This window comes from Cloacibacillus sp. (genome assembly GCA_036655895.1).
In the GTDB taxonomy this organism is placed as follows: Bacteria; Synergistota; Synergistia; order Synergistales; family Synergistaceae; genus JAVVPF01.
In genome coordinates this window covers 16,128-28,725 of the sequence record JAVVPF010000005.1, presented here as the reverse complement: position 1 = coordinate 28,725, position 12,598 = coordinate 16,128, and the positions used below count along the sequence as shown (strand labels likewise).

Sequence of the window (12,598 nt, the reverse complement as noted above, 5' to 3'; positions counted from 1 at the left end):
TAAAAATCTAAAAATAAGGGAGGCCTCCTTTGGGGGCCTCCCTTATAATTATATGAGACGCGCCAGCTAAACGGGCTTTTGACCGCGCTGTTATTTCGCCTGTGTCAGCAGGCTGTTGAGCGCCTGGATAAGAGGGAGTATCTTTGCATTTTTGGCGGGCTTTGAGAGCGCCTTCTGCGCGGAGATGGCCGTTCCCCAATAGGCGCGGTTCAAATCGCGGTTCTGGTTGATGATGGAGCCGCCGACGGAAACTCCGGCAAAGACGCCCTTGGTCATGGAATAACTGTATATCGAAGCCTTCATCGGAGCGTTCGTGCCAACTCCTACGCTGCGGCCTATCGGCCCAGCCGCTATCGCGACATCGGCTCCGAGTTTGAAGCTGTTGCCTCCGGTGAACGCGGTGAGTCCCTTTTGGTTGTTGATGACAAGAAGCAGGCCTATTGATTCAATTCCCGCCTGGAAGCCGAACGACGCGCCAGATATGCCGACAAAGGAGGGGCCGGTCCAGCCTCCGTTTGGTGTGCGGAGCAGCACAAGGCCCTGTCCGTCTTCCGCGCCGAAGATGAACCCAGCCTTTGTAACGTGCGGGAAGAGGGCGATGCCCTTTGCGTCTTTGATGGCGGAGGCCATCGCCGCCGCGTCGGACTGCTGGGACATTTCGTTTACAAGCTGCGTCGCCAGATTTATCCTCTTCATGTAAAGAGGTTCCGCGGCGTTTGCCGCGTCTTCCAGAATGACCGTAAAGGTGAGCGCGATGATGACGCCCAAAAGCGCGAAAATTTTCTTCATTATCAAGTACCTCCTGAGGTGATGTCTGTATTTTAAACGTCTTTATTTTTACACCAACACGAAGGGGCGGCGAGGGAAATATACGCCTCACCGCCCGTTGATTGTGCCTGTTTTTGGCTATGTTGTTTTACTTAGTCCCGTCTATTTCGGAGCCTTTTTCTGGAGATTGTTGAGCGCCTGGATGAGCCCTCTCACCTTGGCTCCCGTCGCCGGCTTTTTCAGAGCGTTTGCCGCCGACATGTCGCGCCCCCAGTAGGCGCGGTTTGCGTCGCGGTTCTGGTTGATGACGCAGCCCTCTATCGAGACTCCGGCAAACAGCCCTTTCGCTATCGAGTAGCTGTAGATCGAGGCTTTCGCACGTCCGTCGGTTGCAGCGGAGGCGTCGCGTCCCACGGGGCCCGCGGCGATGGCTACATCCGCTCCGAGCTTGAAGCTGTTGCCGCCGGTAAACGCGTGAAGCCCCTCTTCATTCGTTATTACAAGCACCAGTCCAACGGACTGAACGCCTATCTGAAAGCCCACAGAGGCGCCGGATATCCCCATGAAAGCAGGCCCCGTCCAGCCGTTTCCCTTTTTGATGAATACAAGTCCTTCTCCGGTCTGACCGCCAAAGCCAAGGCCTGCCTTCGTTACGGCAGGAAAGATGGCCACTCCTTTGCCGGACTTTATGACGTCGGCAAGCGAACCGGAATCGTCCTGCGCCGCCATTTTATTTATCAGGTCGGTTGCGAGCCTGATGCGTCTTTCATGAGCTTTCTCCGCAAATGCGGCAGAGGCCGCGGTGAAGACCAAAAGCGCCGCCAGAGCAAAAAGCGTTATCCTTTTTCCTATCCTCATAATGATCCTCCTCATATTAACTATTGATTTTGACGCACCTTTACGTTCGTTTATATTATCATGTTATGTAAGAGTGCGCGTCAAAAACCGTAAAAACAAATATAATTAGTATACGGCCATGCGCCGCGTGAAATAAACTATGAAGGGACGCGCTGAAAATGGATAAAATTTTTGCTCCGTGGCGAATGCAGTATATATTATCAAACTCGGACGATAAAGAACCGCGCTCACAGGAATGTATCTTCTGCAAATTCCCGAAGCTGGACGAGGACGAAAAGAGGCTCATCGTCGAACGCGGAAAATATTGCTTCGTCATTTTGAACGCATACCCGTACAACCCGGGGCATCTGATGGTGGTGCCGTACCGCCACACGGCGGACATAACCGGACTTACCGCGGAGGAACTGGCGGAGATGACCGCGCTTGTGCAGAAATCTGTAAAGGCGCTCACTGAGCTTATGCAGCCGCACGGCTTCAACATCGGCATGAACCTGGGCAAGGTGGCGGGCGCCGGAATCGACCAGCATCTGCACATGCACGTCGTACCGCGGTGGAACGGAGACACAAACTTCATGCCGGTCATAGGCTCCGTGCGCGTCGTCTCCGAGTCGCTCGCCTCGGCCTATGGGCGCCTGAAAGAGACATGGGCGAAGATATAACCTTTCGCGCGCCGCTGCGCGAGGCGGACGCTGAGTTCACGGAAAAGCGTTCCCGCTTCATCGGCTCCGTGCGTGCGGTGGCCTCCGCGGAGGCCGCGGCGGAGATAATAAAGGGCTTCCCGCTCATTTATCCAAAGTCAAACCATCACTGCTGGGGCTACAGGATAGGCGTGAAGGATCCCCTTGAACACTGTTCGGACGCGGGAGAGCCCGCCGGCACGGCGGGGCGTCCTATTGTCGGCGTGCTCAAAAAATATGAGCTTACAAATACGCTGCTTGTCGTAACGCGCTACTACGGCGGAATAAAGCTCGGCGTGCGCGGCCTCATCGACGCCTACAAACACGCGGCCGAACTTGCGGTCGAGGAGGCGGGCGCTGCCGAGATGGAGTTTTACAACGACCTCACGCTGCACTGCGGCTATGATTTTTCAAAGACGCTGACGAACACTCTGCGAAAATGGGGCTTTGCCGATGACTGCGTAAGCTGGGAATACGAAAGCGACGTCACCGCGCGCCTTGAAGCGCCGGTCTTCATGCGGGAAGAGATGTCGCAGACGCTGCAAGAACTGCGCGAAAGAGGGCTGCTTACTGCGATGCTGTGGTCCGACACACCGCTTACAAGACCAAAACGGCGGCGCGGAGCGTAACGCTCCCGCCGCCTGAGCGTCGCTTCATCAACTATTGTTGCTGATTATGCCGCCCAAAATCATTCCGCCTAAAAGCCCGAGCATTAATTTTCCGCCGTCGCTGCCGTTGTTTCTGTTATTGTAATAATAGTACGGACGCGGATAGGGACGTGTGTGCCCCATCCATCCTGGGCGCCCGAAGTAGGGCGTCTGTTGTGCGGGATAGACTGCGGGGCCGGGGCCTCCCGCCATCCAAGGGTTTCCCGCGCCGGGACCGTAATAGCCGCCGTGCATGATAGGCATCGACGGATTTAGCCTTACCGGGCCCGGGCCCATTCCAGCCCAGGGCTGCGGGCCCTGCTGCCACGCGCAGGCTGGCCCCGCGGCCAGCAAAAGCAGCGCGGCGACCGCCGCCGTTATTCCCCTCATTTTTATTGTTTTCATAGTAGACTCCTCCCAGCGCTCATGTTTATAAAATCATAAACAAAATTCTAGGAGGAAGGTCTCTCTTCTCAAGGCTCTTTTGCTTATGCGCGGGCGCGTGAAGAGGCCTATTCAAACTAAAGCCGCGTCAAAAAACAAGCCCCCGCCGTAAACGTGCGGGAGCTTGTTTGATAACAGTCAAATCGTTGCGCAAACGAACGGGCGCCGCTACTCTGCGTCGCGGCTTTCCTCGTAGTAGGTGCCCATCAGTTTTCGCCAGTCAACGTTGTCGTCCAGCAGATTCGGACAGCTGCTGTCGGGGTAGAACCATTTGCGGCCCAGCCCCATAAGTATCTGCCACCAGTCGTGAACGTCAGGCGTCAGCAGCTCTCCTTCCGGCCCTATGCGGCGAAGTTCGCGGTAGACGAGCGCCACCATCTGGTTTTCATCCATCGCGGCCGTAGTCTTTGAATAGAACTCTATCATATAAAAATAGCTGCATGAGCCGAGCTGATAGAGCAGCTCCGTCCATTTTGGAGATATTTTGCTGGTCTTCGCAAGCGTCATCTGCTTTTTGCTGCCGGCGCTCTTATGATTCACCACAAAGAGGATCTTATCTATATCAATGTGGTGCAGCTCGTCATATTTTTTTATGAGGGCCTCGGCTATTGGCCGGATCTTGCTTGAACATATTTCGTAATCGAATTCCGAATCTACCTTTGCGGACATTTTGACCCCTCCGTCAGTACAGCTTTGCGCCTTTTGTGCGCCGTCTTGAAGCTCGTTTATTATACCATCTGTCCGCCGCGGCAAATATGCCATAATTAGGCCATTTATCCACTATATCCACATAAAAAATGTGTATATTAGTTTTGATTTATACTGACTTATCTTAAAACACCGCGCCGCGCGCGAAGACAGAAGACAGAAGACAGAAAAAAAGAGCCCCCTGCGGGGCCCTTCTTTCATCTTATTGATTTATGCCGCATAGCCGACTACTGCTGTTTTTTGAGTTTGTGACCCATTCTTGCGAAGGCCGGACTTTCGTAGATGTCATAGGTCGAGACCTTGCTGTTGTTTGCCGGTCTTTTGTTTCCCGCGGCGCGGTCTTCGGCTATTGTGTTGTCTTCGCGCAGCCACGCTGGCGTATGCGTCTCTTTTATGGGCGCGCGGACTGGCTCGCAGACCTCGGCCGTCTGCACCTGCGGCGCTTCCGGCTCCGCGCGGCGCGCCGGCTGCGTTCTTACGCGCATCGTGGGCGCGGCCTGAACCGTTTTGGGAACGCTCGGCGCACACGGCGTGCAGCTTTCAACGTCGTCGAAGCCGGCCGCGATAAGCGTCACCTCTACGTCGTTTGCTATGGTGTCGTCTTCGATGCAGCCCCAGATGAAGTTTGCGTCAGTGGATTTAACGTCTTCTATTATTTCGGAGGCGCGGCTTATTTCATAGAGCGGAAGCTCGCCTTTGTAGGTGATGTTCATGAGCACGCCTTTTGCGCCGTGCATGGAGCATTCCATGAGCGGGCTTTCGAGCGCGTTTTTGACCGCCTTGACGACGGCCTCCTCGCCTGTGCCGGAGCCTATGCCCATCACAGAATGTCCGGCGCTCTTCATAATCGCTTTAAGGTCGGCGAAGTCGACGTTTACCAGGCCGGGGCGCGTTACAAGGTCGGTGACTCCCTGCACCGCCTGGCGCAGTATCTCGTCGGCCAGGGCAAATGATTCCGTTATCGGCGTATTTGCGCGCGCCATGTCAAGAAGCCTGTCGTTGGGGACGACTATCAGCGCGTCGACCTCGGGGAAAAGCTTTAAGATGCCCTCTTCGGCGTAGCGGCCGCGGCGTCTGCCCTCGAACGAGAACGGTTTTGTGACCACCGCCACAGTGAGGATGCCCATCTCCTTCGCGGCGCGCGCTATGATCGGGATTGCGCCCGTGCCAGTGCCGCCGCCCATTCCGGCCGTAAGGTAGACCATGTCTGCGCCTTTGAGGTAGGAACGGATGTCCTCAAGCGATTCAAGCGCCGCCTTCGCGCCTACGTCCGGCATCGCGCCGGCGCCCAGCCCCTTCGTCGCGCATTCGCCCAGCACGATTTTTGCGCTGCACAGCGACATGTCGAGCGAACGTATATCGGTGTTGACGGCGAGCATGTCCACGCCGTCTATCCCGTGGGAGATGATGTGGTTCAGCGCGTTTCCGCCGCCTCCGCCGATCGCTATGATCTTTATTGCGTTTTTAAAGAAGGCCTGGCTTTCTGCGGAAATGCCTGCCTTTTTTTGTGCTTTTTCTTCAGGTTTATGTTCCATTCGGGGGACGGCCGCCTCCGTTTCATCACGATAAGATAATTCCTCTGCAGGCATGCTCAAAACACCCACCTCTTTCTGTTAGTGGTTGATGTATAATAAACTCCGTTTATATTATAGCATTGGTGGAGGCAATATTATATGAGTACTAAGTGCGGGAACGAGAATTTTATATCACAAAATCTGCCGTTTTTGATTTTTTTCAGCTTTTTTGCGCTGCTTGCGTGGGATGTGGCGTCAACTATGACCTCTCCAATAATTTGGGCCGCGATGCTTTCGTTTGTATCGATGCCGATATTTCATTTTATAAATAAAAAAATGTTAAGGGGACACGCCCAGACTCTCTCCGCGATGCTTACGCTTCTTGTACTGCTTATTCTCTGCGTCGTGCCCGTGGCCTATATAATCACGACGCTCGGAAGCGAGGCGGCCGGCATGGGCGTGAAGCTGACGCATTTTTTATCGGCGCTGCAGGCGCAGGCCTTTTCAGGAAAGAGTATCGACCCTCCGGCGTGGATGCCTCTTTGGGCCTCTGATTACATCCGGTCCTTTTTAGAAAATTCGGCGGCGGTGAAGAACCTCTTAAGCGGCGCCGCGCAGTGGGGCGCAAAGGCGCTGAGCTCGCTTTCGGCCTCCGTCATAGAACAGGGCTCCTCTTTTTTGTTCAGCACGATGGTTACTCTGATGGTTTCCTTCTTCTTTATAAGGGACGGAGGCAGGATAATAACGTGGATAATGGAGATCGTGCCGCTTTCAGAGGATGAAAAGGGAACTTTTTTCACAAGGACGGCCTCTATCATGAACTCTATAATCTACGGCGCAATCCTTACAGTTGCGGCGCAGGCCATCCTTGGCGCTCTTGGCTGGTGGTTCGTCGGGCTCGGCAGTCCCGCGCTGTTTGGGATGCTGATGTTCTTTTTTGGAATGTTTCCGATGGGAACGGCGGTTGTATGGGGGCCAGGCGCTCTCTACCTCGCACTTTCCGGCGACGCGAAACAGGCTGTCTTTTTGTTTATCTGGGGCGCCTGCGTCGTAAGCGTAGCGGACAACGTGCTGCGGCCTTTTCTAATAAGCGGGGGCGGCGCCAAAGAACATGAGATACCGACGCTGCTCATAATCCTTGGCATCTTCGGCGGCCTGATAAAATGGGGCTTTCTTGGCATTTTCATCGGCCCTCTTGTGCTTGTGCTTTTCGTCTCTGTCTGCGATCTATACAAAAAAAGATGGCTTGAGCGGTAGATGTTGTTTTCTGAAAATCTCGCTGTAACAGCGACCGCGGCCTCTATTGCGATGGACGCGTTTTCCGTTTCTATCTGTCTTGGGCTTTGTCACGAACATCTGACAAAGCGCGAGGCGCTCATACTGGGGACGGCCTTCGGCGGCTTTCAGTTTTTCATGCCGCTTCTTGGCGGCCAGATAGCGCAACACACCTCCGGCGTTTTCGGGAGCTGGACGCCGTGGATGGCCGCCGCGCTCATCGTCTGGGTGGCGATAGGCATGATACGCGAGGCCGGCAAACAGGACGGGTGCGCCAACAGCTGTATGACTGTAACTGTGAAAAACGTCATCCTGCTTGCTTTCGCCACGTCGCTTGACGCGCTCGCCGTCGGCTTTTCAATAGAAAGCACCGGCGGTTCCGCATGGAGGCTATCCGTCATTGCGGGCGTCATAACATTCGCGCTTTCGGTAATAGGCGCGCTCGTCGGAAAAAGGCTCGGCGAGCGCTTTGGAAAGAACGCTGAATATTTCGGCGGCGCCGTGCTGCTTTTGATAGCCGCAAAAATAATCTTCGACGTGCAGGCTATGTAAAAAACAAAAACCAAAGCCGCACGTCAAAAATTTAAATTTAATATGAGCTTATACCTCTATAAGCTCATATTTTCTTGTTCCCACGCCTAGCCTTTCACAGTGCTCAAGCATCGTCTGCCAGTGCGTGGACGGGTGCATCGCGTGGAAGTTGTCGCCGTCCACGCCGTTTTCCTTTATTTTTTCAGAAAGATAGGTGTTGCAGACGGCTGGCGCCGCCATGACCGCCTCCGCGCAGGCCTGATCGAGCGCCACAGGGTCGAACGAGGCGAAAAAGCCGATGTCCGCAATCACCGAAGCGTCGTTTTCCGCGTGGCAGTCGCAGAAGGGTGCTACGTCCACCACTATGCTTACGTGGAAGGAAGGTTTTCCGTCAAGCACGGCCTTTGCGTACTCCGCCGTCTTTTTGCAGAGATTCTCGTTGCTGCTGTAATTGTTTTCTGAGATCGCGTCAAAGGGGCAGGCCGAGATGCAGCGGCCACAGCCGACGCATTTGTCCTCTTTTACGGCAGCCTTGCCGCCGGAAAAGGATATCGCGTGCTGCGCGCAGTTTCTCGCGCATCTTCCGCAGCCGATACATTTATCCTCCGAAACGGAGGGCTTTCCGTCGCAGTGCATCTCCATTTTTCCGGCTCGCGAGCCGGAACCCATTCCGATATTTTTTATGACGCCGCCAAAGCCCGTCAGTTCGTGCCCCTTGAAGTGCGTCAGTGAAAAAATGACGTCCGCGTCGGCTATAGCGCGGCCTATTTTCGCCTGCTTCACAAGTTCCGCGCCCTTTATCGGAACAAGCGCCTCGTCCGAACCTTTCAGTCCGTCGGCTATGATGACGTGGCAGCCGGTGCAGAACGGATTGAACCCGTTTTCATAGGCCGCCTCAAGATGTTCGAGCGCGTCCTTTCTGCGTCCTACGTAGAGGGTGTTGCTGTCCGTCAGAAAGGGCTTTCCTCCAAGCGATTTTATAAGGTCCGCGCAGGTCTTTGCGTAGTTCGGGCGAAGATAGGCGATGTTGCCTGGTTCGCCAAGATGCATTTTTATCGCGACAAACTGATTTTTAAAGCTGATTTTTTCGATCCCGGCCCTGCGCATCAGCATATCAAGCTTTTGAAGCAGATTCATCTCTGGCGCCGCCCGCATATTTGTAAAGTATACCTTAGAGCTATCGCACATATCCATTTCTCCTCACAAAGGGCCGTACACGGCCCAGTCTTGGTATATTTTATCATGCTGCTTGCCGGCCCAAATTTAATCAATATTAGTCAATTATATTTCACACATAACTTATCTTATTTTAATAGACAAGCCGGCCTTTTTAAATATAATTTTAGTTATTGACTGCCTTAATCGGCCATTATCTTGAATTTTAGGAGAGCGACAGAGATGATATTGAAAAATCAGGAAGAGGGAATACAGAGGGAAAAACTTGGAGGAACGGGAAACGGCCGCGCGCTTGCCTTCCCCATAGATATACCTGACACAAACGGCGCCTTCATAATGACGACGCGGCTCGAACTTGAACCAGGCGCGTCGATCGGCTACCACAAGCACGAGGACAACGAAGAGGTCTACTTCATTATGGCTGGAAGCGGCCTCTACTGCGAAGAGAACGAAAAAAGAACGGTAAAGGCGGGGGACATACTGCTGTGCCGCCGCGGCAACTCGCACGGCATAGAAAACACGGAAGCGGAGACGCTTAAGATCGGAGCCGCTATCGCTAAACGTTCATAGGCCAGTTGTTCGCTTAAACAACAAGCGGAAGAAGTTGCCCCGCTTTATAAAGAAAAGCGCGGCGGCAGATGCCGTCTATCCACGTACTTATCTACATTCTTATACACATAATGTGTATAAGAATGTGAGCAACGCGGTTTTTGCGGACGATATCGCTCTTATTTGCCGGCATTTTAAAAAGCTCCGATGTGAATAAGTTGTTTTTACCGCTTTTGCGGCGCGCGGCATCCCTTATTTAATGATTTTAATATTAAAAATGTAAGCGGCAATATTTAAAGCTTTTCGCAAAGCAAAGCCCATGATCTTAAATATCGTAAGCGCACAAAAGAGCGGGCATTTGCCCGCTCTTTTGTTAAAATGCAATTTTTAAAACTTTATCTGTTGTGGCGCGCGGTGCGTTATTCCGTGACCTCGATTTTCTTTGAGCACTCCCACGGCCCGTGGACGTTACAGAAGCTCTCCGCGATGAGCGTGCCTGACTTTGTAGGCTTGAATCTTACGCAGCTTGCGGGTTCGGTGACGGCGCATCCGGGCTTTTCAAGATCCATCGTGTCGCCGTGGCTGTTGAAGCTGAACTTCGCTACGTCTACTGCCGGAGTCGCATCGTCGGGCTTGAAGTAGAGCTGTATCCAGCTTATGTGATGAAGCGGCGTGTTCGGGTGCTTGATCTCTTTGCCTACCATCACTTTGACGAGCGCCTCTTCACCCTTTTTTATTGACTCCGGCGCTTCGATGGTCGGAACGTGCTTCTCCGCTTTAAAATCTCCGTCTTTCATTATTTCGCCTAATTTCATCTTTAATTCCTCCATTGTTAGAAATTTAAATTTATTATCGTTTAACTGGATATATTCTATCATATATGATTTAGTTTGTGTGGGTATTGGTAAAAATACATAGATTTTTGCGGATATAGTTATACGAGGCGTAAATAGTTAAGAAAACCTCTGATGTTTCTGTTTTCTTCTTAAATAAACGCCGCAGCCTGTGGGAGGCGCGGATTTTTATTTTTGCCCGGTATCTCTTCGCTTTGCAAGTTTTTCAAGCGACAGCTTTATGCGCGCGAATTTTTCCGCGGCCTCGACGGAGAGCCCCTCGTCGGAAAATTTAAGCGTCTCATCGCGCACCTCGGCGTCGGAAAGCAGCACGGGAGGCCTTCTGTCCGCAGCGGCTGCAGCCTCTTTGGTCTCTGGAGGCCGAACTACAGGGCCTACTTTGAAATCAGCCCTGACGCTTGGCACGCCGAAAAAACCGGCCAGACGGCGCTCCAACTGATTTTTGCGAAAGCGCACAGAGGAAAGCACCGTCTGGTCGGCAACGTGTATGAGCACTGTCATCACGTCGCCTGAGGCGTCGCAGGCTGCGGGACGGCTTTTTGAGGCAAGAGCTGTGCCCGCCGCCTGTTCCCATTTTTCTTCAAGCTCGGCCATTTTGAGGGCGAGCCGCAGCTGCGCCCAGCGTCCAGCGTCAGGCAGCGCGCGCGAGGCGTCGCTTCCAAAGATGGCGGAGCTTACAATGTCGGCCGCGCTCTTAAATTTATCCTCTTTCGCGCCGCTCATCGTTTTTTTCTCTTCTTCCGCCTTCAATGGCTACCCACAAAAGCTGTATGTCCGTCGGCGGGACGCCGGGGATGCGCGAGGCCTGTCCAAGCGCGGCCGGCTTTATTTTCAGCAGCTTCGCGCGGCCCTCCGCTGAGAGGCCGGTCAAAGTCTCGTAGTTTATATAGTCCGGTATTTTCAGCAGCTCCATGCGCCTGAATTTTTCGACCTGACGAAGCTGGCGTTCTATATACCCCTCGTATTTTAGGCCATCCGCTATTTTTTCGCCGTATTCTTTTTCCAGTTCGGAACCGGTCATCGAAGCGATCAGATCCCATGATATCTCAGGACGTCTTAGCAGATTTTCCGCGGATGTCGGTTCCGTTATCGAAGACGAGCTGGCTGCGGTAATTTTTTCGTTGTTTTCAGGCGTTGGCTCTATCCTAAAGAGCTTGATGCGGGCGGCCTCGGCCTCGGTAAGTTTTTGGGACTCTAAGAAACGGCTCCATTTTTCCTCTGGAAGAAGCCCCGCCTTATATCCTTTTTCGCAAAGCCTGTCGGCCGCGTTGTCGTGACGCAGCAAAAGCCTGTATTCGCAGCGGCTCGTAAGCATTCTGTACGGCTCTTTCGTACCCTTCGTAACAAGGTCGTCTATGAGCACTCCTATGTATGATTCGTCGCGCCTAAGCACAAACGGCTCTTTTTCTTTCACCCTCATAGCGGCGTTGATGCCGGCTATGAGCCCTTGCGCCGCCGCCTCTTCGTAGCCGGAGGTGCCGTTTATCTGGCCCGCCAAAAAGAGATTTTTTACCGGTTTTGCCTCAAGCCACGCCGTAAGCTGCGTAGGCTGCACGAAATCATATTCTATCGCATAGCCGGGACGCAGGATGTGCGCCTTTTCGCAGCCTTTTATGGTGCGTACAGATTCAAGCTGAGCCTCAAAGCACATAGAGGTCGAAAAATTCTGTACATAGACCTCTTTGCCCTCAGGAGCTATCGGTTCGAGAAAGATGGGGTGGCTGTCCTTTTCAGGGAACTTGATTATCTTGTCGTCGATGGAGGGGCAATATCTGGGGCCTTCGGTGCCGAGCCTGCCCGTCCAAAGGGGCGACTGTTCAAAATATTTTCTTATGATGGAATGAGTCTGTTCATTTGTGCGCGTCATGCCGCAGACCATCTCGTCGTAGATTTTTTTTTCGCCAAAAAAAGATAGCGCCTGCGGCTCCGTTATGCTTTTTTGACATTCAAGCGACTCCCAGTCGATGGTGTCAAGGTGCAGCCTCGGCGTCGTGTCCGTGCGCAGACGCCCAGTTTCAAGGCCGGCTTTTTTCAGGCTGCGCGAAAAATCATAGGCGGAGACCATTCCAAGCGGCCCGGATTTGTGGCAGGTGAGGCCTATGTGGATCTTTGAGGCGAGGTATGTGCCTGTCGCAAGTATTACGCACGAGGCGTAAAAGCTCTGTCCCGTCTTTATTTTTACGCCGCGCGCCGCGCCGTTTTCAACTATAAGCTCTGACGCCTGAGCCTGATGGAGCTCAAGATTGTTTTGGCGCAGCAGCGCGCAGCGGTAATGGTCGCTGTACCTTCTTGGGCTGCACTGGGCGCGAAGCGCGCGTACAGCCGCGCCCTTTGAGGTGTTCAGCCAACGCAGATGGCGGGTCGCTGCGTCCGCCGCAGCCGCGCATTCGCCGCCAAGCGCGTCTATCTCGCGCACCATGTGGCCTTTTGCGGGGCCGCCTATCGATGGATTGCAGGGCATCATCGCTATGCTTTCAAGATAGAGGCAGAGCAAGAGGGTGCGGCAGCCCATTCTTGAGGCGGCAAGCGCCGCCTCACATCCGGCATGTCCGCCTCCTATCACTATTACGTCGTATTTGTCGTTTATTTTCACTTAG

At 53.5% G+C, this 12,598-nt stretch carries 14 protein-coding genes; 5 read left to right on the top strand and 9 right to left on the bottom strand.

Annotated elements, in window-relative coordinates; all coding sequences use genetic code 11:
• Positions 1-90 precede the first annotated feature (90 nt).
• Complete coding sequence (locus tag RRY12_02860; protein MEG2183595.1) at positions 91-789, bottom strand: lipid-binding SYLF domain-containing protein; 699 nt, start codon at positions 787-789, stop codon at positions 91-93.
• A 141-nt stretch (positions 790-930) separates the two neighbouring features.
• Positions 931-1,626, bottom strand: a complete 696-nt coding sequence (locus tag RRY12_02855) for a lipid-binding SYLF domain-containing protein (GenBank protein MEG2183594.1) — start codon at positions 1,624-1,626, stop codon at positions 931-933.
• 158 nt (positions 1,627-1,784) lie between these two features.
• Here RRY12_02855 and RRY12_02850 point away from each other — a divergent pair, with 158 nt between their 5' ends.
• Complete coding sequence (locus RRY12_02850) at positions 1,785-2,285, top strand: HIT domain-containing protein (protein MEG2183593.1); 501 nt, start codon at positions 1,785-1,787, stop codon at positions 2,283-2,285.
• Positions 2,270-2,932: a YigZ family protein gene (locus RRY12_02845; protein ID MEG2183592.1), complete on the top strand. Its 663-nt coding sequence runs from the start codon at positions 2,270-2,272 to the stop codon at positions 2,930-2,932. The genes RRY12_02850 and RRY12_02845 overlap by 16 nt, the downstream gene beginning before the upstream one ends.
• Before the next feature lie 27 nt (positions 2,933-2,959).
• Here the strand turns inward: RRY12_02845 and RRY12_02840 are convergent, their stop codons facing one another.
• From RRY12_02840 to ftsZ, 3 genes are all read right to left on the bottom strand, one after another.
• Positions 2,960-3,355, bottom strand: coding sequence for a hypothetical protein (locus RRY12_02840; GenBank protein MEG2183591.1), 396 nt, complete (start codon positions 3,353-3,355; stop codon positions 2,960-2,962).
• A gap of 207 nt (positions 3,356-3,562) precedes the next feature.
• A complete protein-coding gene (locus RRY12_02835; protein MEG2183590.1) occupies positions 3,563-4,063 on the bottom strand; it encodes a putative metallopeptidase in 501 nt (166 codons plus the stop codon).
• 266 nt (positions 4,064-4,329) lie between these two features.
• On the bottom strand, positions 4,330-5,637 hold the full coding sequence (gene ftsZ / locus RRY12_02830; protein MEG2183589.1) for a cell division protein FtsZ: 1,308 nt from the start codon (positions 5,635-5,637) through the stop codon (positions 4,330-4,332).
• Positions 5,638-5,775: 138 nt separating this feature from the next.
• Between ftsZ and RRY12_02825 the strand changes: the two genes are divergently transcribed.
• Together RRY12_02825 and RRY12_02820 are read left to right on the top strand one after the other, a co-directional pair.
• A complete protein-coding gene (locus RRY12_02825; GenBank protein ID MEG2183588.1) occupies positions 5,776-6,873 on the top strand; it encodes an AI-2E family transporter in 1,098 nt (365 codons plus the stop codon).
• Complete coding sequence (locus RRY12_02820; GenBank protein MEG2183587.1) at positions 6,874-7,443, top strand: manganese efflux pump MntP family protein; 570 nt, start codon at positions 6,874-6,876, stop codon at positions 7,441-7,443.
• Positions 7,444-7,491: 48 nt separating this feature from the next.
• Here the strand turns inward: RRY12_02820 and RRY12_02815 are convergent, their stop codons facing one another.
• Complete coding sequence (locus tag RRY12_02815; protein MEG2183586.1) at positions 7,492-8,559, bottom strand: DUF362 domain-containing protein; 1,068 nt, start codon at positions 8,557-8,559, stop codon at positions 7,492-7,494.
• 261 nt (positions 8,560-8,820) lie between these two features.
• Between RRY12_02815 and RRY12_02810 the strand changes: the two genes are divergently transcribed.
• Positions 8,821-9,168 carry a cupin domain-containing protein gene (locus RRY12_02810; GenBank protein MEG2183585.1) on the top strand — a complete coding sequence of 116 codons (348 nt, stop codon included), beginning with the start codon at positions 8,821-8,823 and terminating at the stop codon, positions 9,166-9,168.
• Positions 9,169-9,566: 398 nt separating this feature from the next.
• Here RRY12_02810 and RRY12_02805 read toward each other — a convergent pair whose 3' ends face one another.
• The 3 genes from RRY12_02805 to mnmG form a co-directional block, all read right to left on the bottom strand.
• Complete coding sequence (locus tag RRY12_02805; protein ID MEG2183584.1) at positions 9,567-9,962, bottom strand: desulfoferrodoxin family protein; 396 nt, start codon at positions 9,960-9,962, stop codon at positions 9,567-9,569.
• A gap of 207 nt (positions 9,963-10,169) precedes the next feature.
• Positions 10,170-10,724: a DciA family protein gene (locus RRY12_02800; GenBank protein ID MEG2183583.1), complete on the bottom strand. Its 555-nt coding sequence runs from the start codon at positions 10,722-10,724 to the stop codon at positions 10,170-10,172.
• Complete coding sequence (gene mnmG / locus RRY12_02795; protein ID MEG2183582.1) at positions 10,702-12,594, bottom strand: tRNA uridine-5-carboxymethylaminomethyl(34) synthesis enzyme MnmG; 1,893 nt, start codon at positions 12,592-12,594, stop codon at positions 10,702-10,704. Before mnmG ends, RRY12_02800 begins: the two co-directional genes overlap by 23 nt.
• Positions 12,595-12,598: the final 4 nt, after the last annotated feature.